The sequence below is a fragment of the Dactylosporangium sp. NPDC000244 genome (genome assembly GCF_040300725.1).
Taxonomy (GTDB): Bacteria; Actinomycetota; Actinomycetes; order Mycobacteriales; family Micromonosporaceae; genus Dactylosporangium.
In genome coordinates this window covers 109,619-132,335 of record NZ_JBEPEH010000031.1, presented here as the reverse complement: position 1 = coordinate 132,335, position 22,717 = coordinate 109,619, and the positions used below count along the sequence as shown (strand labels likewise).

At 71.1% G+C, this 22,717-nt stretch carries 20 protein-coding genes; 2 read left to right on the top strand and 18 right to left on the bottom strand.

The genetic code is table 11. The features are described from left to right. The first annotated feature begins 42 nt into the window (after positions 1-42). Entirely contained in the window at positions 43-927 is an 885-nt protein-coding gene (locus tag ABT369_RS37760) for a hypothetical protein (protein WP_350619598.1), read from the top strand. Positions 928-1,319: 392 nt separating this feature from the next. Here ABT369_RS37760 and ABT369_RS37755 read toward each other — a convergent pair whose 3' ends face one another. The 16 genes from ABT369_RS37755 to ABT369_RS37680 all read right to left on the bottom strand — a co-directional run bounded on the left by ABT369_RS37755 (position 1,320) and on the right by ABT369_RS37680 (position 18,181). Continuing rightward, positions 1,320-2,912, bottom strand: coding sequence for a glycoside hydrolase family 13 protein (locus ABT369_RS37755; protein ID WP_502891870.1), 1,593 nt, complete (start codon positions 2,910-2,912; stop codon positions 1,320-1,322). 72 nt (positions 2,913-2,984) lie between these two features. Then, on the bottom strand, positions 2,985-3,974 hold the full coding sequence (locus tag ABT369_RS37750; RefSeq protein WP_350619596.1) for a carbohydrate ABC transporter permease: 990 nt from the start codon (positions 3,972-3,974) through the stop codon (positions 2,985-2,987). A gap of 26 nt (positions 3,975-4,000) precedes the next feature. After that, positions 4,001-4,945 carry a carbohydrate ABC transporter permease gene (locus ABT369_RS37745; RefSeq protein WP_350619594.1) on the bottom strand — a complete coding sequence of 315 codons (945 nt, stop codon included), beginning with the start codon at positions 4,943-4,945 and terminating at the stop codon, positions 4,001-4,003. 108 nt (positions 4,946-5,053) lie between these two features. Next, on the bottom strand, positions 5,054-6,445 hold the full coding sequence (locus ABT369_RS37740) for an ABC transporter substrate-binding protein (protein WP_350619592.1): 1,392 nt from the start codon (positions 6,443-6,445) through the stop codon (positions 5,054-5,056). A gap of 435 nt (positions 6,446-6,880) precedes the next feature. Continuing rightward, on the bottom strand, positions 6,881-7,906 hold the full coding sequence (locus ABT369_RS37735; protein WP_350619590.1) for a LacI family DNA-binding transcriptional regulator: 1,026 nt from the start codon (positions 7,904-7,906) through the stop codon (positions 6,881-6,883). Positions 7,907-8,024: 118 nt separating this feature from the next. Beyond that, a complete protein-coding gene (locus tag ABT369_RS37730) occupies positions 8,025-8,507 on the bottom strand; it encodes a hypothetical protein (RefSeq protein ID WP_350619588.1) in 483 nt (160 codons plus the stop codon). A gap of 8 nt (positions 8,508-8,515) precedes the next feature. Then, positions 8,516-8,878: a response regulator gene (locus tag ABT369_RS37725; RefSeq protein ID WP_350619586.1), complete on the bottom strand. Its 363-nt coding sequence runs from the start codon at positions 8,876-8,878 to the stop codon at positions 8,516-8,518. Beyond that, positions 8,875-9,348, bottom strand: coding sequence for a chemotaxis protein CheX (locus tag ABT369_RS37720; protein ID WP_350619584.1), 474 nt, complete (start codon positions 9,346-9,348; stop codon positions 8,875-8,877). The genes ABT369_RS37725 and ABT369_RS37720 overlap by 4 nt, the downstream gene beginning before the upstream one ends. Beyond that, complete coding sequence (locus ABT369_RS37715; RefSeq protein WP_350619582.1) at positions 9,345-9,746, bottom strand: response regulator; 402 nt, start codon at positions 9,744-9,746, stop codon at positions 9,345-9,347. Before ABT369_RS37715 ends, ABT369_RS37720 begins: the two co-directional genes overlap by 4 nt. A gap of 6 nt (positions 9,747-9,752) precedes the next feature. After that, positions 9,753-10,607: a CheR family methyltransferase gene (locus ABT369_RS37710; RefSeq protein WP_350619580.1), complete on the bottom strand. Its 855-nt coding sequence runs from the start codon at positions 10,605-10,607 to the stop codon at positions 9,753-9,755. Next, positions 10,604-11,803, bottom strand: coding sequence for a protein-glutamate methylesterase/protein-glutamine glutaminase (locus tag ABT369_RS37705; RefSeq protein WP_350619578.1), 1,200 nt, complete (start codon positions 11,801-11,803; stop codon positions 10,604-10,606). The genes ABT369_RS37710 and ABT369_RS37705 overlap by 4 nt, the downstream gene beginning before the upstream one ends. A gap of 158 nt (positions 11,804-11,961) precedes the next feature. Then, entirely contained in the window at positions 11,962-12,855 is an 894-nt protein-coding gene (locus ABT369_RS37700; RefSeq protein WP_350619576.1) for a hypothetical protein, read from the bottom strand. Positions 12,856-12,964: 109 nt separating this feature from the next. Beyond that, positions 12,965-14,482, bottom strand: coding sequence for a methyl-accepting chemotaxis protein (locus tag ABT369_RS37695; protein ID WP_350619574.1), 1,518 nt, complete (start codon positions 14,480-14,482; stop codon positions 12,965-12,967). A gap of 27 nt (positions 14,483-14,509) precedes the next feature. Continuing rightward, positions 14,510-14,962: a chemotaxis protein CheW gene (locus ABT369_RS37690; protein WP_350619572.1), complete on the bottom strand. Its 453-nt coding sequence runs from the start codon at positions 14,960-14,962 to the stop codon at positions 14,510-14,512. Between the two features lie 3 nt (positions 14,963-14,965). Then, the gene (locus ABT369_RS37685) at positions 14,966-17,461 is read right to left on the bottom strand and encodes a chemotaxis protein CheW (protein WP_350619570.1); all 2,496 of its coding nucleotides are present in this window, start codon (positions 17,459-17,461) and stop codon (positions 14,966-14,968) included. 111 nt (positions 17,462-17,572) lie between these two features. Next, positions 17,573-18,181, bottom strand: a complete 609-nt coding sequence (locus tag ABT369_RS37680; protein ID WP_350619568.1) for a class E sortase — start codon at positions 18,179-18,181, stop codon at positions 17,573-17,575. Positions 18,182-18,486: 305 nt separating this feature from the next. Between ABT369_RS37680 and ABT369_RS37675 the strand changes: the two genes are divergently transcribed. After that, positions 18,487-20,697 (top strand): putative bifunctional diguanylate cyclase/phosphodiesterase, encoded by a 2,211-nt coding sequence (locus tag ABT369_RS37675; RefSeq protein WP_350619566.1) that lies wholly within the window; start codon positions 18,487-18,489, stop codon positions 20,695-20,697. Here the strand turns inward: ABT369_RS37675 and ABT369_RS37670 are convergent. Together ABT369_RS37670 and ABT369_RS37665 are read right to left on the bottom strand one after the other, a co-directional pair. Continuing rightward, the gene (locus ABT369_RS37670; RefSeq protein WP_350619564.1) at positions 20,694-22,148 is read right to left on the bottom strand and encodes an RtcB family protein; all 1,455 of its coding nucleotides are present in this window, start codon (positions 22,146-22,148) and stop codon (positions 20,694-20,696) included. The genes ABT369_RS37675 and ABT369_RS37670 overlap by 4 nt on opposite strands. Positions 22,149-22,175: 27 nt before the next feature. Next, positions 22,176-22,655, bottom strand: coding sequence for a phosphatase domain-containing protein (locus ABT369_RS37665; protein ID WP_350619562.1), 480 nt, complete (start codon positions 22,653-22,655; stop codon positions 22,176-22,178). Positions 22,656-22,717: the final 62 nt, after the last annotated feature.

Sequence of the window (22,717 nt, the reverse complement as noted above, 5' to 3'; positions counted from 1 at the left end):
ATGTGTGAGGCCCCGACCGCGAGGATGGCTCCCGGGGGGCTGATGGTCGACTTCGCTGGCGCGTTACGAGATGCAATCCAGGCACGAGGCCTGGGGCTGGAACGCATCCAGGAGCGTTTGCGCGCCGAGGGCTACTCGGTCAGCCTGGCCACGCTCAGTTACTGGCAGACCGGGCGCAGCCGGCCGGAGCGGCGCGAGTCGCTCGCGGCGCTGGCCGAGCTCGAGAAGATCCTCGAGGTCGAGCCGGGCTCGCTGGCCGCCCTGGTGGGCCCTCCGCGCCCGCGCGGCCGGCACCTGCACAAGAGCCCCGACACCGTGGAGCTGGGCGCGTTCTGGTCCGAGCGGGACCTCATCGTCGACCTGGCCCAGGGCATCGAGACCCGCTGGGACGAGCGACTGACCCGGCTCAGCCAGCACGACCGGGTCAACGTGGGCCCGGATCGCGGCGAGGTCTCGTTCCTGGTGCGGCAGGTGCTGCGGGCCGAGGCCGACGGGCCGGACCGCTGGGTCGCGATCATCCGCCTCGACGTGCCGGGCAACCCGCTGCCACTGCTGACGCCCGTGCGCAACTGCAGGCTCGGCCGGGTCGTGGAGCATCCGGAGAGCGGCCTGCTGCTGGCCGAGTTGTTGTTCGACCGCCCGCTCGCCAAGGGTGAGACGGTGATCACTGAGCACGCGCTGCACAATTATCCGCCGTTTCCGCTGGCGACTCAGTACGAGCGCAAGTTCCGCCTGCCCGTGCGCGAATACGTGGTCGAGGTGTGTTTCGACCCGGCCGCGTTGCCGCGCGCGATATATCAGTTCCAGCAGATGGACGGGCAGGACGAACAGGTCGTTTCGATGGAGGTCGACACGGGCCACTCGGTCCACGCGATCGCCCTCGACTACGGCCCCGGGCGCTACGGTCTGCGCTGGGACTGGGAGTAGTACGCGCTGGTCACAGAATCTTGGATGGCATTTTCCACAACACCTTTGGTGTGATCGAAGAACAACGGGGCGCCGGTGTGGCCAGCGCCCCGCCTCTGTTCCCGGAATAACCCGGCGTCACCATCGGAACGGCTGGGATGTCGCCGCGACGGTCGGGGTGGAACGCATGTGCCGCCTCCACAAGGAAGTCTCTTTCCTTGCCACAGAACCTATTGGGCGGCCCCGCGGGCCATCAAGATTGTGGATCGTCTTAACAGTTAACGCTCTGGGGTCGGGTCGGCATTAACAGTTAAGTTAGCGTTTGGAGCACGAAAAAAGCCGGACGGTCGCACCCGCCAACTTGTGCGACCGCCCGGCGTCTGAGTCCCCGTGCGGGTGGAGCTGGATCGGTCCTAGGCCAGCCGCAGCCAGGCGGAGGCGTCGGCGGGCAGCGTGCCGTCGGGGTTGAGCGGGACGCTGCTGAGCAGCACCTCGCGGTGCGGCGGCAGGGCGGCGGGCTCCGCGCCCAGGTTGGTCACGTTGGCGAAGTCCTCGCCGCGGGCGAACGCGAGCACCTGTGGGCCGGACTCGAGCCACCGCATGGGCGCGTCGCCGAGGGAGGGCTCCTCGCGGCGCAGGCGGAGGGCGTCGCAGTACAGCCGCAGGAACGAGCCCGGCACGCCCTGCTGGGCGGCGACGGAGAGCTCGGACCAGTGGGCCGGCTGCGGCAGCCACGGCGCACCCGTCGCGTCGGACGGGCTGAAGCCGAACGGGGCGGAGGTCCCCGACCAGGGCAGCGGCACGCGGCAGCCGTCCCGGCCGGGGTTCACACCCCCGGAACGGTGGAACATGGGGTCCTCGCGCAGGGCGTCGTCGAGGTCCTCGACCTCCTCCAGGCCGAGCTCCTCGCCCTGGTAGAGGTAGTAGGCGCCGGGCAGCGACATGGTCAGCAGCGCGGCCGCCCGGGCGCGGCGGGTGCCCAGCGCCAGGTCGGAGGGGACGTCGCGGCGCTTGTCGGCGAAGGCGAAGTTGGTCACCTCGCGGCCGAAGCGGGTCACCTCGCGGGTCACGTCGTGGTTGCTCAGCACCCAGGTGGCGGGCGCGGCGACCGGGGCGTGCACCGCGATCGTCATGTCGATCTCGCGGCGCAGCTCCACGGCCTCCCACGGGGCGCCCAGGAACGCGAAGTTGAACGCGGTGTGCAGCTCGTCGGGGCGCAGGTAGCGGGCGAACGCCTCGTGGTCGGGCAGCCAGACCTCGCCGATGAGGGCCCGGGGCGGGGTGTACGTGTCGGCGATGCGCCGCCACGACTGGTACACCTCGTGGATGCCCTCGTTGTCCTCGTACACGTCGCTGACGAGCGGGTCCTTGATGAGCACGGCGGCCGAGTCGATGCGAATGCCGTCGATGCCGCGGTCGAGCCAGAACCGCAGGATGTCCTCGAACTCCTCGCGCACCGCCGGGTGGTCCCAGTTGAAGTCGGGCTGCTCGGAGGCGAACAGGTGCAGGTACCACTCGCCGTCGGCGACCCGGGTCCAGGCCGGGCCGCCGAAGATGGACTGCAGGTCGGTCGGCGGGAGCTCGCCGTGCTCGCCGCGGCCCTTGCGGAACCAGAACAGGTCCCGCTCGGGCGAGCCGGGCTCGGCCGCGAGCGCCCGCTGGAACCAGGCGTGCTGGTCCGAGCAGTGGTTCGGGACGATGTCGCAGATCACCCGGATGCCGGCGGCGTGCGCCTCCTCGATGAGCTTCTCGGCCTCGGCGAGCGTGCCGAAGATCGGGTCGATGGCCCGGAAGTCGGCGACGTCGTAGCCGCCGTCGGCCAGCGGCGAGGGGTACCACGGCACGATCCAGATCGCTTCGATGCCCAGGCCGGCCAGGTACGGCAGGCGCGAACGCAGGCCCGCCAGGTCGCCGACGCCGTCGCCGTTGCCGTCGGCGAAGCTTCGCAAGTACACCTGGTAGATAGCGGCGCTGCGCCACCAAGCCTGGTGGTGTTGGTCGGCCACGTGGAACCTGCTTTCTCGGAACTCGAAGTGCCTGGACACAACAGGTGGATCTGGTAGGCGAGGACCGTGCGGTCAGCCCTTGACGGCTCCGCCCAATCCGGCGCTCGAGAGGAACATGCGCTGGAAGATCAGGAAGAACACGACGGGGATGAGCGTCGAGATCGCCAGGGCCGCGAGGAACACGCCCAGGTCGGTCTGGGACGCGATCGCGGGCAGGCGCACCGACAGCGGCTGCAGGTTCGGGTCCTTGAGCACGAGCATCGGCCAGAGGAAGTCCTTCCAGCTCGCGATGGCCGCGAAGACCGACACGACGCCGAGGATCGGCTTCGACATCGGCAGGACGACCGACCAGAACAGCCGGAACGAGCTGGCCCCGTCGACCCTGGCCGCCTCGAACACCTCGCGCGGCAGGCTGTCGAAGAACCGGGTCACGAGCACGACGTTGAACGCGCTCGCGCCGGCCGGCAGCCAGACGGCGAAGAAGTTGTTGATGAGCGACATGCCGACGCCCGGCGGGTTGAGGATCGTGAGGTACAGCGGCACCAGCAGCACGACGCTCGGCACGAACAGGGTCGCGATCACCAGGCCGTTGACGATCTTGGCCCAGGCCGGGCGGAGCACGGAGAGCATGAAGCCGCCCGTGGTCGCGACGAGCAGCTGCACGAACCAGGAGCCGGCCGCGAGCCAGATCGTGTTGAGGAAGTAGTGGCTGATCTTGACGTCGTTCCACGCCTCGGAGATGTTCGCCCAGCGCACGCCGTGCGGGAAGATCGCCAGCGGCGTGCGGATGATGTCCTGCGTGGGCGTGATCGCGAACTTGGCCAGCAGCAGCACCGGACCGATGCCGACGACGAGGAGCAACACCAGCAGCATCGTATGCAGAGTCTTCATGACCACGCTGACCCGCGGGTTGCGCCAGTCCTGCTCGGAGACGAAGCCGCGGCTGCCCTCGAACTGCGATGCCTTGCGCTTGCGGGCCGGGCGGGCCGCCTGGGCCACGTCCACCGGCGTCGCGACGGGCCCGGCGCCCGGCCGCTGCCGGGCGGGGTCGATGACAGCCATGGTGCTCCGCTTTCCCTCGGGACCGGTCACGACTTGCTCCAGCCGGACGTGAGCTTGAAGTACACCAGCGACAGGATCGCCAGGAAGGCCGCGAGCATGACGGACAGGGCCGTCGCGGCGCCGTAGTTCGCGCCCAGGGAGCTGCCGAACGCGTAGTTGTAGATCATGAGCAGGACGGTCACCGTCGCGTTCGCGGGACCGCCGCCGGTGAACAGGTACGGCTCCAGGAACACCTGCACGGTGCCGATGATCTGCAGGATGAAGGTGATGAGCAGCACGCCGCGCAGCTGCGGCATGGTCACGTGCCACACCTTGCGCCAGATGCCGGCCCCGTCGACCTCGGCGGCGTCGTAGAGCTCGTCCGGCACGCCGATGAGCGCGGCCAGGTAGATGATGACGGTCCCGCCGGCCGCGGCCCACGTCGCCTCGACGACCAGCGAGGGCATGGCCAGACCGGGGCTGGAGAGCCAGGCGTACGGGCCGAGGCCGACCCAGCCGAGCAGCGTGTTGAACACGCCGTCCTTCGCACCGTCGTAGAAGAACCGCCACAGCAGCACGGCCACGACCGGGGGCACCACCACCGGCAGGTAGGCGAGCACCGAGTACAGGCCCTTGCGCTTGCGGACCGAGCTGATGAGCACCGCCGCCACGAGCGGGATCGGGAAGCCGATCACCAGGGCGAGCAGCGCGAAGTAGAACGTGTTGCCGATCGCGGTAGGCAGGTCCGGATCGGTGAGCACGTAGTGGAAGTTCTTCCAGCCGACCCAGGTCGGGGTCCCGACGAGATTGGTCTTCTGGAAGCTCATGACGACCGACCGCACGATCGGCCACCACGAGAAGACGCCGAAGATGATCAGCAGCGGCAGCCCGAACAGGACCGAGCTCAGCCCGCCCCGCTGCACCCACGTCACCGGGTTGCGCCGGCGAACCCTGCCGCCCCGGCCGTCCCCGGCGAAGTCCGAGGTACTCACGACAACATCACTCCTCGTCCTGGTGTTCAGGGACATGCCGATGTGAGTGCCCGATGTGGGCCGCCGGTCTCCCGGCGGCCCACACCGTGCGGGTCATCGCGGCGAGGATCAGCCGGCCGCGTCGATGGCGCGCTGCGCCTTCGCGTTGGCGTCGGTGAGGAGCTGGTCGATGTTGGCGTCCTTGTTGGTCAGGACGGCCTGCACGACCGTGTCGAGCGACTTGTAGACGTCCTGGGTGGCGACGGCCGGCTCGTTGACGAGCTTGGCGTCGTAGACCTTGGCGGTGAAGGTGGTCATCTGGTCCAGCGGGACGTTCACCAGCGGCTTGATCCAGCCCTGGTACTGCTCGTACTGCTGCTGCGTGAAGATCGGCAGCTCCGGGGTGCCCACCGGCTGCTTGCTGGTGGCCTGGATCTGCGCGGCCTTGGTCGCGGCGTCCTGGTTGGTGTACTTACGCAGGTAGTGGAAGTCGATCCACTTGATGGCCGCGGCCTTGTCGTTGTTCGTGGCCTTGCTGGACACGGCGGCCATGGTGCCACCACCGAGCACGCCGGAGTCGCCGCCCGCGAGCGGGATCATCGTGAGGCCGTACGTCTTCGGGTCGATGTTGTTCGCCTGCACCAGGCTCGTGTAGACGTCCTGGCCCGAGGTGTACATGCCGATCTTGCCGGCGGCGAAGGCCTGGTTGATGCTCGACCAGTCGTAGTCGAAGTTCGCGCCCATGGAGTTGTCGGTCCAGCGCAGGTCCTTGAGGAACTGCAGCGAGGCCTTGGTCTGCTCGTTGGTGAGCGTGGCCTTCTTGCCGTCCTCCATGCGCCCGCCGCGGGCGTAGGTGTCGACCGTCAGCTGCCAGCCGCCCGTGCCGTCCTTGGCCATCTGCGCGAAGCCGGCGTTGCCGGTCTTCTCGGCGATCGCCTTGGCGTCGGCGCGGACCTCGTCCCAGGTGGTCGGCGGCTTGTTGGGGTCGAGGCCGGCCTTGGTGAACAGGTCACGGTTGTAGTGCAGGCCGACCGCGTAGATGCTCTTCGCCGGGATGGCGTAGACGTGGCTGTCGGAGCCCTGGCCGTACTGCAGCAGGTTCTTGTTGAAGTTCGCCGCGTACGACAGCGAGCTCAGGTACGCCTGCATGTCGGCGATCTGCTGGTTCGCGATCAGCGTCTTCGCGTCGGTGAAGGGGATCTCGAACACGGTCGGCAGCGTGCCACCGGCGAGGTCGGCCGCGAACGTGGTGGCCTTCCACTCGTAGTCGTGGGTCTTGACCGTGATGTTCGGGAATTCCTTCTGGAAGTCGGTGACCTCCTGCGCGAGCGCCTGCTGGGCCTCGGGCTTGGCGCCGGGGAGCAGACCAACGACGTTGAGCGTGACCTTGGTGTTCGGGTCCAGCGTCGTCGAACCCTGGTCGCCGCTCGCGTTGTCGCTCGAGGAGCACGCGACGAGCGTGCTGCTCAGCGCGAGCGCGCCCGCGATGGCCAAGGCCACCGTGGTGCGTGAGTACTTCATCATCCGCTCCTTGTTGGGGGGTGTCGTCCGGCGAGTCGGCGTTGAGGGCCGTGCGGGCGGGGGGCGTCCGACCTGGACCGCTCCGCACGAGTGCGCTGCCTGACGTCGGCTGCCGTGGGTGCTTCAAGCGCGTTACTGCTCGGTTTCCATCGCATCGCGTCAGGGTTTCCGCCTGGCGTAGGCAAGAGATTAGGCTCACGTCGCACAAGAAGTCCATGGTCCGTTGCAAAATTTTAATCATCTCCGGGCAGCCGTTTGCACGGGCGCGCTCCCATGAGCCTCTGACTTGCACGGAATCGCCCGAAAACCCACAGGCCACGACCCCCGCCGACCCGCCCGATCGGTGGGAGCGCGCCCAGCAAACCCGTTGCGCAACCAACGCAAAGAGCGCCACGACTCCCGCAGGAGTCGTGGCGCTCTGGGATCTTGCGGTTGCTAGGCGGCGGTGGTGGCGCGGGCCTCCTGCAGGGCGCCGGTCGAGCCCCGCACCACGAGCTCCGGCTCGAACAGCATCTCCTCGGTCGGCACGAGCGTGCCGGCCACCTGGCTGACGAGCAGGGTCACGGCCGCCTGGCCCATCGCCTGGATGGGCTGGCGGACCGTGGTCAGCGGCGGGTCGGTGCAGTTCATGAACAGCGAGTCGTCGAAGCCGACCACCGACACGTCGTCGGGCACCTCGCGGCCGAGCCGGCGGGCGGCCCGGATGGCGCCGAGGGCCTGGACGTCGGAGGCGCAGATGATGCCGGTGACGCCGTGCTTGATGAGCCGGGTGGCGCCGGCGCGGCCGCCCTCCATCGAGAAGATGACGCGCTCGACGTCGTCCTCGTTGGCGCTGCCCGAGTCCGCAGCGGCGGCCTTGAACGCGGCCAGCTTGCGGTTGGACGGGGCGTGGTCGGCCGGGCCGAGGATCAGCCCGATGCGCTTGTGCCCCAGCGAGCTGAGGTGGTTGAACGCCTGGTCCACCGCGTGCCCGTCGTCGACCGAGACGCGCGGGAAGCCCAGGTCGTCGATCGCGGCGTTGACCAGCACCGCGGGCAGGCCGCGGTCGTGCAGGCGGTGATAGTGCTCGTGCTCGGCGGCCGCCTGGTGATACAGGCCGCCGCAGAAGATGATGCCGGAGACGTGCTGGTCCAGCAGCATCTCGACGTAGTCGGCCTCGGAGACGCCGTCCGCGGTCCGGGTGCACAGCACCGGGGTGAAGCCCCGCTTGGACAGTGCCCCGGCGACCACTTCGGCGAAGGCCGGGAAGATCGGGTTTTGCAGTTCCGGCAGCACGAGGCCGACCAGGCGGGCCCGCTCGCCGCGCAGCTTGGTCGGGCGCTCGTAGCCGAGCACGTCGAGCGCGGTGAGCACCGCCGTGCGGGTCGCGTCGGAGATGCCTGGCTTGCCGTTGAGCACCCGACTCACGGTCGCCTCGCTCACGCCGGCGTACTTCGCCACCTCAGCGAGTCGTCGAGTCATGCCCGCAAGCGTAGTGCATGACTACGCAATTTTTTGCACGATGTCGCCCACGCAACCGTGCGGGCCGGGGGAAAGCCCGGTTGGTGCCCGAAAAATGCGGTATTTTCCGGGCACCGCCTCAGCCGGTCAGCGTCACGGAGAGCTTGCCGCCGCCGTAGCCTGAAACATCCACCCTGAGGTCGAGCCGCCGGCCCAGCGCGAGCAGGTAGTTGACCGCGTCCTTCGGCGGGTTCTCACCCGGCAGGAAGACCTGGTGCAGCTTGACGCGCGGCGCGTCCTCCTTGTTGATGAGCCCGGCCAGGATGTTGCAGATCTCGCCGGCGTTCTCGCCGATCATCTTCGAGATCACCTTGTCCTCGATGCACGCCTCCGCGCCGCCCGGCGGGATCAGCCCGATCGCCGCGCCGGCGTTGGCCGTGAGGGCGAAGTCCATCCCGATCACGGCCATGAGCTGGAGCCGATCGTCGGTGTAGAGAGCGACCAGGGAGTTGGGAACGTCGGCGGCTTTCATGGGGTCGGCCGGGTTCACGGTGACCGGCCGGCCGAGCAGGTCGTCAAACAGATCCTTGACGGCCTTCGGAACGGGCAGAACATGCGACATAGGTCATATCATCCCAAAATAGGATCGAGCGCGTCCTTGAAAGTGTCGGCTGTGAACGGCTTCGTGACCAGGAACAGGGCGCCCGCGTCCTCGGCCGCCTGCCGCATCTCCGGCGTGCCCTCGGACGTGACGAAGCCGAACGGCACCTGATTGCCGTTGGCGCGCAGCATCCGCAGCACCTCGACCCCGGTCATGTGCGGCATGTTCCAGTCCGACAGCACAAGGTCCGGCTTCTCGGCCACCGTCTTGTCGAAGGCCTCCTGCCCGTCCGAGGCCTCGACGAGGTCATGGCCCTCGAACCCCGCCTGGCGCAGGGTGCGGGTGACGATCTGCCGCATCACTCGGCTGTCGTCGGCGATCAGAATCTTCATGCGGGGGCTCCAGCGAGATCGGCGGTGCTTTCCAGAACGGTGACGGTGACCGACTCGGCCATCCAGGTGCCCTCGAGGTGGCAGACCTCGGTGACCGAGGGGTAGCGGCCGTTGGCCCCGTCGACGTGCACGTGCGGCAGCGACAGGGCGCAGGGCTCGGGCAGCAGGCTCTTGACGTTGCCGCCGATGATGTTCGCGAGCTCGCCCAGCGCGTCGGCGACGTCCTCCTCGGCGACGTCGTCGAACTCGATGCCCAGCAGCGCGGCCGCGACGTGCTTGGCCGCCGCCTCCGAGCAGCTCACGAGCACGTGTCCGCGCCACGCGCCGGTGACCGAGACCGAGGCGGTCACGTCGTCGACCGGTTTCTCGTGCGGCAGCGGCACCAGCGGACTGGCTCCGTCCAGGTCGAGGTATGAGGACCAGACCTGATCCGCGATGACCTTCAGGTCATCTTCTGTCGGGTTCGTCATGCTGCGACTCCGTTCGGGACGAGGCCGAGCAGCGCCAGCTTGTCGATGATGGCGTCCGGAGTGAAGGGCTTAATCACGTACTCGTGCGCCCCCGAGGCCAACGCCCGGACGATCTGGCTCTGCTCACTCTCGGTAGTGACCATCATGAGCGTCATCCCGCGCAGCCGCGGCTCCGCGCGGACCGCCGTGACGAATTCCAGCCCGTTCATCTCAGGCATGTTCCAGTCGACGAGCGCCAGACCGGGGATCTCACCGCCACCCTCGAGAACGTTGGTCGTGAGGTAGTCCATCGCCTCTTGACCGTTGCCCGCCTCGACCACGTCGAAGCCCAGCTGTGCCACGATCCGCTTGAGAATCAGGCGCATCGCGCGCGAATCGTCGATCACCATGGTGAGCATCTGGCTTCACCCCTTTCCTGCAGCGCTCACGGGGCTGGCGGCCTTGGCCGCCCGGAGCTTGTATGCGGACGTGCGGCCGGCGACCACCCGTTCGAACCTGTCATCGATGCCGATCGTCGTCTCGGCCGAGCCGAGGAACAGCCAGCCGTCCGGGCGCAGCGTCCCGGCGACCCGCTGCAGTACGGTCCGCTTCGTCTGCACATCGAAGTAGATGAGCACATTGCGGATGAACACGATGTCGAACGGCCCCATCGGCGGGAACGGCGCCGCCAGGTTCAGCCGGCGGAACGACACGTTCTTGCGCAGCGTCGGAGTGACCTTCCAGTGCGCGCCCTGACGCTCGAAGTGCTTGACCAGCAACGGCGCCGGGAGCCCCCGGTTGACCTCCAGCTGGGTGTACTGCCCGGCCTCGGCGCGGGTGAGCATCTCGGTGGAGATGTCGGTGCCCACGATGTCGAAGTTCCAGCCGGGCGGCAGGTTGTCGTTGAGGACCATGGCCAGGGTGTACGGCTCCTGCCCGCTCGAGCTCGCCGCGGACCACACCTTGATCGTGCGGGTGCTCGCCCGCCGTTGCAGCAGGTCCGGCAGCACCGTGTCGACCAGCTGCTTGAACGGCTCGCCGTCGCGGAAGAACGACGTCTCATTGGTGGTGAGCGCGTCGACGATCTTCGCGTGGATCTCCGGCTCGGGCCGCTGCTGCGCCCGGTTCACGAACTCCGACACGGTGGGCAGGCCGGACTGGCGGGCCAGGGGCAGCAGGCGGGCCTCGACCAGGTACTCCTTGCCCGCCTCCAGCACGATGGCCGCATCGCGCCGGACGAGGCCGCTGATGAAGGCGAACTCCTGCGCGGTCAAGGTCATCGGGTCACCTCCATGGACTTCGCGCCGCGGCCGCCTGCGGTACGGCTGATGAGATGGTTCGCGATCTCGCCGAGCGGGAGTACGGCGTGCGCGATACCCGCCTGCGCCACCGCCCCCGGCATGCCCCAGACGACCGACGTCGCCTCGTCCTGCGCCACGATCTCGGCCCCCGCCGAGCGCAGCTGCTCCGCGCCGCGTTTCCCGTCCTGGCCCATGCCGGTCAGAATGATCGCGAGCGTCGAACCGCCGTACGTGCGCGCGACCGACCGGAAGAGCACGTCCACGGCCGGGCGGCAGAAGTTCTCCGGCGGCCCGGTGTTGAGCTTGGTCACCACCTCGGTGCCGCGCCGGTGGACCTCCAGATGGAAGTCCCCGGGCGCGATGTAGACCGTCCCCGGCCGCACCACCATGTCCCCGGCCGCCTCCACGACGGTCAGCGCAGCGGTGCGATCGAGCCGGTCGGCGAACATCTTCGTGAACACGGGCGGCATGTGCTGCACCACGACCACGGGCACCGGCAGGTTCGCGGGCAGCGCCCGCACCACCGCGGTGAGCGCGTCCGGCCCGCCCGTCGAGCACCCGATCGCCACGACCTCGACGCCGCCCGTGCGCGGCGCGGTGCGGATCGGCGCCGCGGCGGGACCGCCCGGCGGCACGTTCGGCGGCCGCACGACCCCGGGCAGCGCCGAGCCCCCGGGCCGGCCCAGCGGCGCGTTGGGCGCGTGCGGCGGATACGGCGGGCGCGCGGGCGCGAGGCCCGGGCGGGCCGGCGGCGAGGCGAGCGCGCTGCGCCGGCCGCCGCACAGCGCGTGGATGCGCGGGATGATCTGCTCGCGGACGCTGCGAATGCTCTCCGCGACGCTGCCGACGTTGGCCGGCTTGGTCACGTAGTCGCTGGCGCCGGCCGAGAGCGCGTCGAGCGTGGCGGTCGCCCCGGCCGCGGTGAGCGTGCTGAACATGATGACGGGCAGCCGGGCGTACTGGGCGCGGATCGCGCGCATGGTCTGCAGGCCGTCCATGATCGGCATCTCGATGTCGAGGGTGACCAGGTCCGGACGCAGCTGCTCGATCTTGGTGAGGGCGACCTTGCCGTTGGGGGCGGTCCCGACCACCCGGATCTCCGGGTCGTCGCCGAGCGCGTCGGTGATCAGACGCCGGACGACGACCGAGTCGTCCACGACCAGAACCGAGATCACGCGCCTTTGCCTCCAGCACCGGGGGGCCCGCGGCAACTGCGAGGCCCGTCACGTTCCAGCGGGCTAATCGGCGGTGGAACCGGCGTGGATAAGGGAAATTCCCAAAAGAACCGCCTCTGCCCGGAGCATTCGGACAGAGGCGGGGTGGCGATGCGTTTCTAGCCCGCGAGCGGGCCCAGGGCGGTGAAGTAGGGGTCGAGCAGGCGCCGCGCGGTGGCCGAGTCGAGCAGGTCGCGCACCATGAGGGCCTGCACCGCGCCGCTGAGCAGGTTCCACACGCCGCCCGCGCGGTCGGCGACCGGCACGCCGGAGCGGTCCAGCGCCTGCACCAGCAGCAGCTGCGCGGCGGCGCCGGAGCGGACGCGGCCGGAGAGGAAGACCGCCCACGAGGCCGAGTGCACGGCGGGGGCCCAGTCGGACAGGCCGGGGCGGGCGCTGTCGGTGACCTTGTTCAGGCTCTGCATGTCGGCCGGGCTCAGCGCGCCGACGCGGGTGAGCAGCCGGTGCACGTCGTCGGCCTGCGGGCCCAGGTCCTGCTCGCGCTCGGGCAGGGCGCGCACCGCGGAGGTGAACGGCGCCGAGAGCCGGCGGCGGGAGTCGTCGGAGAGCAGCTCGCGCAGGTAGGCGGCCGCAGCGGCGTCGGAGAGCACGCCGGTGGCCTTGCTGGCGACCGGGCTCTGCCGCTGGCGGGGGGCGCGGGCCTGCGGGGCGGGCATGGTGGCCGACGGCGCCGGGCGCTTGCCCCAGGTCCAGTCGAGCACGTCGTAGCGCAGGCAGTGCAGCAGGCCGTCGAGGGTGCCCAGCGGGGCGCGCTCGATGACGGTCAGCGTGCCGGCGTCGGCGGCGTTCGCCCGGCGCTCCTGGGCGGCGGCGTCGACGTCGCGCCACAGGTCCACGCGGTCCCAGTCGTCGTCGGAGCGAGCCGCGGCGATGGCCGAAAGATCACCCTGCGTAATGGTGAGGCTGCGGAGCAGCACATCGGCCGCGGCCGATCCGCCCTGCAGACGGGAGAGGTCGAAGCCGAGAACGGGGGCGCTAACCAGGCTGTACATGCAACTAGTCTGCAACGCACCTGCACCCGGGTCTGTCCACCGAAAGGGCCGGGGGCGCCGTCGGCCCAGATGACCGAGCGTCACCCCCGTCGCGTCAACCCATCGACGTTCAGATCCGGAACCGCGCCACGAGGGCTCGCATTTCGCTCGACATCCGGGACAGATCGGAGGCGGCGCGTTGCGCTTCCGCTACGTTGCGTGACGTATTCTGGGTCGCCGTGGCCACCGTGGAGACGTTCGTGGCGATCTCGGCGGAGCCGGTCGCGGCCTCGCTCACGCTGCGGTTCATCTCGTTCGTGGTGGCCGTCTGCTCCTCCACCGCCGAGGCGATGGTGAGCTGGTAGTCGTTGATCCGCGAGATGATCTGGCCGATCTCGCCGATCGCCGCGACCGCGCCGGTGGTGTCGGCCTGGATCGCCTCGACCCGCCGGGAGATGTCCTCGGTGGCCCGCGCGGTCTCCTGCGCGAGCTCCTTGACCTCGTTGGCGACGACCGCGAAGCCCTTGCCCGCCTCGCCGGCGCGGGCCGCCTCGATGGTCGCGTTGAGCGCGAGGAGGTTCGTCTGCTCGGCGATCGAGGTGATCACCTTGACCACGTTGCCGATCTCGGTGGAGGACTCCCCCAGCCGGCTCACGGCCCGGTTCGTCGACTCGGCCGCCATGACCGCCTGGGAGGCGACCTTCGCCGCCTCGCTCGCGTTCTGCGCGATCTCGCGGATCGACACGCCCATCTCGTCGGCGCCGGCCGCGACGGTCTGCACGTTGCGCGAGACCTCCTCGGCCGCGAGCGCCACGACGCCGGCCTGGTCGCTGGCCTCGCCGGTGCCCGAGGCGATCTGCGCGCTGACCCCGGTGAGCTGGTTGGCCGAGGTCGCCAGCGAGGTGGCCGTGTGGTCCATCGTCTGCACGGTCTCGCGCATGCTGTCGGTGGCCTTGTTCAGCGCCGCGGCCATCGCCCCGACCTCGTCCTGCGAGCGCACGTCGACCTTGGTGCTCAGATCGCCGCCGGCGACCGCGCCGAGCACGTCGGAGACGCGCCGCAGCGGCCCGACGACGAGCGCGGTGACCCACAGCCCGATGCCGAACGCGGCCAGCAGCCCGACGACGGCCGCCGCGATCATCAGGTTGCGGCTGGTCGTGTATTCGTTGTCGGCGCTGTCCTGCCAGGCGATGGCCTCGGCGATGTCCTCGTCCTGCATGCGCCCGATGGCATCCTTGGCCTTGGTCAGCTGCGGCTGGGCCTGCGCGGCCATGATGGTCACGTACTGGTCGATGCGCCCGGCCGCGACGGCCTGCGCGGCGACGGTGTCGCGCACCTGGCGGTAGGCCTGCAGCGCGTTCTCGACGATCGTGAGCTCGTCGGCGCGCCCGGCCGGCGCGCCCTGCCGATACTTGGCGATCGCGTCGCTGAGCGCGGTGTCGGCGGCCTTCTGCTGGTCGGCGTTGAGCGCGCCGACGATGTCGGTGAGCGCCTGGCGCATCTCCGACAGGGCCACGAACTGCTTGTTCTTCGCGGTGAACTGCCGCATGGTGGCGTTGGCGTTGCTCAGGGAGTTGAGGCCGAAGAACGTGATGACGAGGGTGACGACGCCCCCGACCGCGATCGCGGCGAGAACCTTCGCCCGCACACTGCGATTCGTAAACCAACTCATGATTTATTCCTCGCGGTTGGTGCCGGGCGGGTTGGTGTTGACGGCCTTCTGCGTGTCCAGGGCGAGCAGCAGCCGCCCGTCGAGCTTGAACGCGCCGGTGATCAGCTGCCGCGCGCGGCCCTGCAGGGTGTCCGGCGGCGGCTCGAACGTGTCGTCCTGCAGCGTCACGACCTCGCCGATGCGGTCCACGAGCAGCGACACCGACTCCTCGTCGGTCTTGACGATGACGTTCATCGCCGGCTCGGCGGTCTTCGTGCGCGGCGGCAGGCCGAGCTGGACGCGCAGGTCCACCGCGGCGATGACCTGGCCGCGCAGGTTGAACAGGCCGCCCACGGACTCCGGGGCGAGCGGGACGGGGGTGTACTGGTCGAAGGAGAGGACCTCCTGGACCTTGGCGACGTCGAGGCCGAAGAGCTGGTCGGCGACCTCGAAGGTGGCGTACTGACGGCTGGCCATGGCTCAGGCTCCGGCGGGCTGGTAGGTGTAGTCGGCCTCGGTACCGGTTTGGTAAGGGTCGTGCTCGTACGGGTCCATCGACGTGTGGAACAGCGGGTCGGCGGCGAGGATGGCCCGCCGCACGTCCAGCAGCTCGGTGACGCGCTGCTGGATGACGGCCGAGCCGAGCAGCCCGTCGTCGCCGAAGTCGCGCTTGGAGTCGTCGAGCCCCTCCTCGACGATGTCGATGATCTTCTCGACCGCGAGCGCCACCGAGCGGCCGTTCTCGGTGTAGACGACCACCGGGACCGTCGGGCCGGGCTCGGTCTCGTAGGCGCCCAGCAGGTGCGAGAGGCGCAGGACGGGCAGGATCTGGTCGCGGTACTGCACGACCTCCCGGCTGCCGGTGCGCTCGATGCGCTCGACCGGGAACTCCTCGAGCCGGGTGACCATGTCCAGCGGGATGGCCACGCGCCGGTCGCCGACCCCGGCGATTAGCAGCCGGTCGGCGTTGCCCCCGCCGCGGCGCACGGTCGTGTCGGTGTCGGCGTCGGTGCGCTCGCCGCCGGATGCCAGGTGGGCGCGGCGGGCCAGCGAGGCGACGTCGAGGATGAGCGCGACCCGGCCGTCGCCGAGCAGCGTGGCCCCCGCGTAGACCCCGATGTCCTTGAACCGCGAGGTCAGCGGCTTGACCACGACCTCCTCGGTGTTGAGCACCCGGTCCACGACGAGGCCGAAGCGCTTGCCCTCGGCCTGGAGCACGGCGACGTACACGTCGGTGTCGTGCTCGCCGTCGCGGGCCAGGCCGAGCGTGTCGTCGAGGTAGACCAGCGGCAGCAGCTTGCCTCGCAGGCGGTACACCGGAGCGCCCATCGCGTGCTCGACCACCCGGCCCGACTGCCCGTCGAGGTAGACGAGCTCGTGCACGGCGACCTGCGGGATGACGTACCGCTCATGCCCGCACTCGATGGTGAGCGCCTGGATGATGGCCAGCGTCAGCGGGATCGTGAGCCGCCAGGTGGTGCCCTTGCCGACGATCGAGTCGACGTCGACGGCGCCGCCGATGCGCTCGATGTTCGTCTTGACCACGTCCATGCCGACGCCGCGGCCGGAGACGTTCGTGACCGCCTTGGCGGTGGAGAAGCCGGGCTTGAACACCAGGCCGAGGATCTCGCGCCGGTCCATCGTGGCGAGCTGGTCGCGCGAGACGATGCCCTTCTCCACGCCGATCCGCGCGATCTTGTCCGGGTCGATGCCGGAGCCGTCGTCGCGGACCTCCACGATGACGTGGCCGCCCTCGTGGTACGCGCGCAGGGTCAGCGTCCCCTCGGCCGGCTTGCCGGCCGCGATGCGATCGGCGGGCGTCTCGATGCCGTGGTCGACGGCGTTGCGCACGAGGTGGGTCAGCGGGTCCTTCACCGCCTCCAGCAGCGACCGGTCGAGCTCGGTCTCCTTGCCCTCCTGGGCCAGGCGGATCTGCTTGCCGAAGGTCGAGGAGAGGTCGCGCACGACCCGCGGCAGCTTCGACCACAGGTGGTCGATCGCCTGCATGCGGGTCTTCATCACCGACTCCTGCAGCTCGGAGGTGATGAGGTTGAGCCGCTGGCCGGTGCGGGTCATGCCGGGGTCGGAGACGGTGCCGATCGCGCGGACGAGCTGGTTGCGGGTCAGCACCAGCTCACCCACGAGGTTCATGAGCTTGTCGAGCAGGTCGACGTCGACGCGGATGGACTGGTCGGCGACGCTGCGGCGGGAGGCCGGCTCCTCGCCGGGCTCGCCGGGCCCCTTGGCGGCGGCGGGCGGGGCCGGGGGCGCGGGCGGGGCGACCGCGGGCGGCTTGCCGGCGGCGGGCGGCTCGGCGGCCGGCTTCTGCGCGGCCGGCGGGGGCGGGGGCGGCGCCGCGGCCGGGGTCTCGACCACCGCGACGACCGGCTGGACGACGACCACCTCGGCCGGCGGCTCGACGACCACGATCTCCGCGACGGGCTCGGGGGCGGCGGCCGCGATGGGCTCGGCGGCCGCGACGGGCTCGGGGGCCGCGACGGGCTCGGGGGCTGCGACGGGCTCGGGCGCGGGGGCCGCGACCGGTGCCGGGGCGGGCGGCGGGGCGGCCGGAGCGGCGGCCTTGGCCGAGTCGTCGGTGATGCAGGCGTTGACCGCCGCGACCACCTCGGAGTCGTCGCCGGGCAGCTCCTGGCCGTTCTCCTCGATCTCGGAGAGCAGCCCGCGCACCGTGTCGACCATGCGCAGCAGGGCGTCGGTGGTCGCCGGGGTCATGCCCTGGGCGCCGTCGCGCAGGCGGGACAGCAGGGACTCGCCGACGTGGGTCACCTTCTCCAGGCGGTTGAACGCCAGGAACCCCGAGGTGCCCTTGATCGTGTGAATCGTCCGGAAGATCGAGGAGAGCAGGTCGCGCGAGCCCGGCTGGGCTTCGAGCGCGACCAGGTCTCGGTCCAGCTGGTCGAGGTTCTCGTGGGACTCCACGAGGAACTCCTGGACAATGTCACCCAACTCGCTCACGGCCAGGCGCTCCTTTCGACCCCGTCCGGGGGACACGACACGCATCGGGACGAACCCCACGGCTCGGACCCACTGGGCCAATCGGCACCAGAGATGGCCGGTAAAGGAGATTCAGGCCAGTTCGGCCGGACGAGGGCCGCCGCGCGCATCACGGCGCACGAGCGTCGCCTGGCGGATCAGGCGGCGAGCGGTGCTCAGCCGCGGCTCGGGCGTCACCAGGGTCAGCAGCGGCCCGGCGCCGGGCGGCGGCGGGGCGAGCGCCGTGCCGTCCTCGGGGCGCTCGACGCGGGCCTCGATCACGCGGTACACGAACCAGCTCTGCCGCGTCTCGAGCACCACCGGATCGCCGATCCCCAGCCGGTCCAGGTCCCAGAACACGCCCGGCCGCCGCTCGCCCGCGACGCCGGTGTTGCCCGCGGCGCCGATCGCCGCCGTGCCCGGGACGAGCGCCGGGCCGGAGCCCCGCTCGTCCCCGCCCGCGCCGCCGAGCACCACGAGGTCGAGGCGCAGCGTGGGCAGGTGCAGCCGCGCGACCGGGCCGGTGGGGGCCTCGGGGCGGTCGGCGGCCCAGCGCGCGTCGAGCTCCTGGGAGAGCCGGTGCTGGGCGGCGCGGATCTCGCGGGTGCGCCCCCACCAGCTCCACGCCGCCGCTCCGCCCGCCGCCAGCCCCGACAGCACCACCAGCACCACAACGGCCGGCACCAGCCGGCGGATCGTCATAAACGCACTATATGCCGCTTATCGGGTCAGCGCGGGAGCCTCGGAAGGCCGGCGGCCGAGCGGGTGGAGCGCGCCCGCGGCGCAGGCCGGCACGCCGATCGCGCCCGCCGGCACGGCGAGCGCGCCGAGCGCGGTACCGGGCGGCGGAGACCGCCGACAGGGCACCGTATCCGGCCGGACCGCCCGACAGCGGACCGAAGCTCATGGCCGCCATAGTGACCTGGGAGTAGCGCCGCGGCAGCGCTGATCCGCCTTGCACCCCGTCGGGCAACCGGGCTGCACCACCCGTCCCGCTGAATGAGTGGGTGCGAATCTGGCTCTGGTTCCTCGGCGGTGCCGCGGCGCTCGCCGCGGTCGCGGCGCTCATCTCGCCGAGCGGCAAAGGCGTGCTGAACCTCGCGTCCCTGCTCGGCTGCGTCGTCGTGGCCGCCGTCGCCCTGTGCCGCCGACGGCCCGAGCCGCGGGCGGCGTGGTGGCTCATGTTCGCCGGCATCGTGGCCTCGGCGACGAGCACCCTGCTGCTCAGCGTCGTGCCCGGCGCGCCGGAGGAGCTCGGGGCCGGGTACTTCTTCTGCTACCCCCTCACCGCGGCCGGCCTGTGGCTCATCGCCCGCCGGCTGCGCCCGTGGTCCTCGACGCGCATCCTCGACGCGAGCATCATCCTGCTCGGGATCGCCCAGCTGACCTGGATCTTCGTGCTCTACCCGCTGCTGCACCGCAGCGGTCTCAAGCCCCTCGACGCCTTCGGCGTGAGCCTGATCGCCGTGAGTGACCTGGTGACCATCGCGCTGCTGCTGCGCCTCGCGCTCGCGGTGCGCCGGGGCACGGTCGCCGGGCTGGTGCTCGCCTCGGCCGGGGTGATGGCGGGCACGGACGCGTTCTACGTCTTCAAGTACGTCGCCGGCCGCGGCACGATCGTGACCAGCTCCTTCTCCGCGGTCGGCTGGCTCACCTGGGCGCTGCTGTTCGCCGCCGCGGCCCTGCACCCCGACGCCCGCCACGCCCTGCTGCACGCCCGCAAGAGCCGGGGCGACTACGGTACGCCGATCGCCGGCTTCATCGCCCTGGCGCTGCTCGGCCCCGGGCTCCTCGTCGCCGACCTGGTGCTGCGCCGAGGGGTCGACCCGTGGCGGCACGCGCTGGTGCCCGCCGTGCTCACCGGCGCGCTGATGGTCTCGATGGTGCTGCGCCTCGGCCGCGCCCTGCGCGACCGTGTGCAGCTGCAGCAGGAGCTCGCCTTCCGGGCCCAGCACGACGTGCTCACCGGCCTGGCCAACCGCGAGCTGTTCCGCAGCAGCCTGCAGGAGGACCTCGACACCCACCGCGAGATCGGGCTGCTCATCATCGACCTCGACGGGTTCAAGGACGTCAACGACACCCTCGGCCACCCCGCCGGCGACGAGCTGCTGCTGACCGCGAGCGAGCGGCTGCGGGCGACCGCCGGCCCCGCCTCGCTGCTGGCCCGCCTCGGCGGCGACGAGTTCGCGGTCATCTGCCCGCCGGAGACGCTGGACGAGATCGCCGCCGCGCTCGTGCGGGAGCTCGCGCTGCCCTACCGCGTCGCCGGTCGCGAGCAGCGGATCAGCGCCAGCATCGGCGTGTACTCCGGCCACCCCGTCACCACCGGCGAGGCGCTGCAGAGCGCGGACATCGCCCTCTACGCGGCCAAGGAGGCCGGACGCAACCGGGCCGTGCGCTACCACCCGGCGCTGCGCGAGGCCCACGTCGCCCACACCCTCCTCGCCGACCAGCTGCGCGCCGCGGTCGAGGCCGGCACCGGCTTCGCGATGCACTACCAGCCGGTGGTCGACGTGCACACCACCCGCGTCACCGCCGTCGAGGCGCTGCTGCGCTTCACCACGCCGGAAGGGACCCCGGTCTCCCCCGCCGTGTTCGTGCCCGTCGCCGAGGAGATCGGGCTCATCGGCCGGCTGGGCGCCTGGGTGCTGGAGCAGGCGTGCACCGACGCCAAGGCCTGGCACGACGAGCACGGCATCTCGGTGACCGTGAACGTCTCCGGCCGCCAGCTGCGCAACCCCGCCTTCGCCGACGAGGTGCTGGCCGTGCTCAAGCGCACCGGCCTGCCGGGCGCCGCGCTGGTCCTCGAGATCACCGAGACGGTGCTCGTGACCGCGTCGCTGGAGGAGACCGCGGAGGTGAGCCGCCGCCTGGCCCGGCTGCGCGCGTTCGGCATCCGCATCGCCATCGACGACTTCGGCACCGGCTACTCGTCGCTGGCCTACCTGCGCACGCTGCCGCTGGACGTACTCAAGATCGATCGCGCCTTCGTGCACCGCATCGAGGAGCAGCAGGACAAGGCGCTGTTCCGCGCGGTCGTCGAGCTGGCGCGCAGCATGTACCTGTCCCCCGTCGCCGAGGGCGTCGAGACCCCGGGCCAGGCCGCGGTGCTGCGGGAGCTGGGCTGCGCGCTCGCCCAGGGCTTCCTGTTCGCCCGCCCGCTGCCGGCCCCGGCGCTCGCCGAGTTCCTCGACGCGCAGACCGCCGTGACCGTCTAGCCCTTCACGGTCAGCAGGGGCCGCAGCTCCACGACGGGCTCGGCGACGCCCGCGGTGCGCAGGCTGTCAACGACCGGGAGCACCTCCTTGTACGCCCACGGCGCCTCCTGCTTCAGGTCGCGCCGCCACGCCGCGATGATGTCCCGCCGCGTCGCCACCGCCGGGTCGCGATGGTTCAGCGGGGTCACCACGCGGAACTCGCGCAGGAAGGCGTCGAGCTCCGCGTCGCTGCCCCGGGCCGCCGCGCCGCGCGGGACGCTGCGCCCGGCGCCGTGGCAGGCGCTGCCGAGCGCGCGCTCGTTGCCCAGGCCGCGCAGCAGGTAGCTCGGCGCGCCCATCGAGCCGGGGACGATGACGGGCTCGCCCCACCCGTCGCCGGACAGCCCCGCCGGCGTCGCGCCCTTGCGATGCAGCACGGTCTCGTCGCCCGGCCACATCAGGTTGTGCGGGGCGTCGTACACGAGCCGGGCGTCGAGCTCGCCGACGGCACCGGTCAGCCCGGCGCGCATCATGAGGCTGAGGAAGTACCGGTTGCCGACGGCGAAGTTCGCGGCGTTCGCGAAGCTGGTGAGGTACCGCCGCCGGATCTGCTCCGTCGAGTCGTCCAGCAGCATCGGCCGGACCCCGTTCGCGGGCTGGGGCAGGCCGGTCGGCCACGCCTTGCGCGCCAGGTCCCGCCCCGTCGCCCCGGCCTGGTGGCCAAGGGAGAGCGAGCCGCTGTGCACCATCGTGACCACCCGGCCGGGCGCGAGGCCCCACGCGTAGGCGGTCGGGCCGTCGTGGACCGCGGCGACGTACTGCAGCTCCGCGAAGTGATTGCCGCCCCCGACCCCGCCGATGATGGAGTCGTAGCTGGTCCCGCCGCCGCTTCGCACCCAGTCCGCGAACTCCTCGGCGTGCGGCGCCGGAAAGCCGCTCGCGTGCAGCCGGTCGCCGTCGCGGACGGTGTGGCGCACCGGGGTGTCGAGCTCGCCGTGCGCGAGCAGCCCCGGCAGCCCGGCCGTGAGCAGCCCCGCGCGCTGGTCCGGGGTGAGCCCGATGCGGCGGCCGCCCTCGAAGAACAGGTGCCGCAGCCGGCGCTCGAGCTCGTCCAGCCGGGGCCGGACCTCCTCGACGCCCAGTGAGGTGGCCTCGACCCGCATGCCGCAGTTGATGTCGTTGCCGACGGCCTGCGGCACCAGGGCGCCGCGGGTCTGCAGCACCGTGCCGATCGGGATGCCGGCGCCCTTGTGGAAGTCGGGCGTGCAGACCACCCGCTCGATGCGAGCCTCCGGCGACAGCGCCTCGAGGGTGCGCTGGGTCTCCAGGACGGTGAGGAGCTCGTCCAGCGCGGCGGGCTCGATCGGCACGTCCGGGGCGGCGCAGATCTCGACCGGGACGTCATAGGGGTTGGGCAGCGTGGTCCAGGCCTCGTCGAGCCGGACGAGTCGGGGGTCGGTCCGCTTCAGCATCGTGCCGTCGATGGTAGGGCGCCGGGCTCAGGTGCGACCCTCATTTTCCTGGGCGCTCTGCAGCGTGGAGGAGTGCGGGACCCAGTCGGCCAGCCGCACCACGTAGCCGAGCCCCCGCAGCCGCGCCACCACCGCCGGATCGTCGTCGACCACGACCGAGACCGCCGACTCCCGCTTCATCCGCCCGAGCTGGCGGGCCTTGTAGTCGCGGGCCGGGCGGCGGTCGTTGGCCGGGCGCATGAACAGCAGCTCGGCCGGCAGGTCGGCGGCGCGCAGCCAGGCCGTGGTGAGGTCGCGCAGGTATTCGGGCCGCCCGGTGAGCCACACGAGCACGTGCGACTCGGCGTAGGAGCGGGCCAGCTCCACGCCCTCGGCGAGCACCGGATCGCGATCCGCCGCGGCGAAGAAGCGCTCCCAGTCCTTCGGGCGGCGGTCCAGGTATTTCAGCCGGTGCCGCACATCGGCGACCACCCCATCGATGTCGAACACCGCCAGCGAGTCGTCCATGCCCACAGTCTCTCCCGCAACCCCGCGGCAACGAGCGGCGACCTGCCCGTGCACCCCTGGCT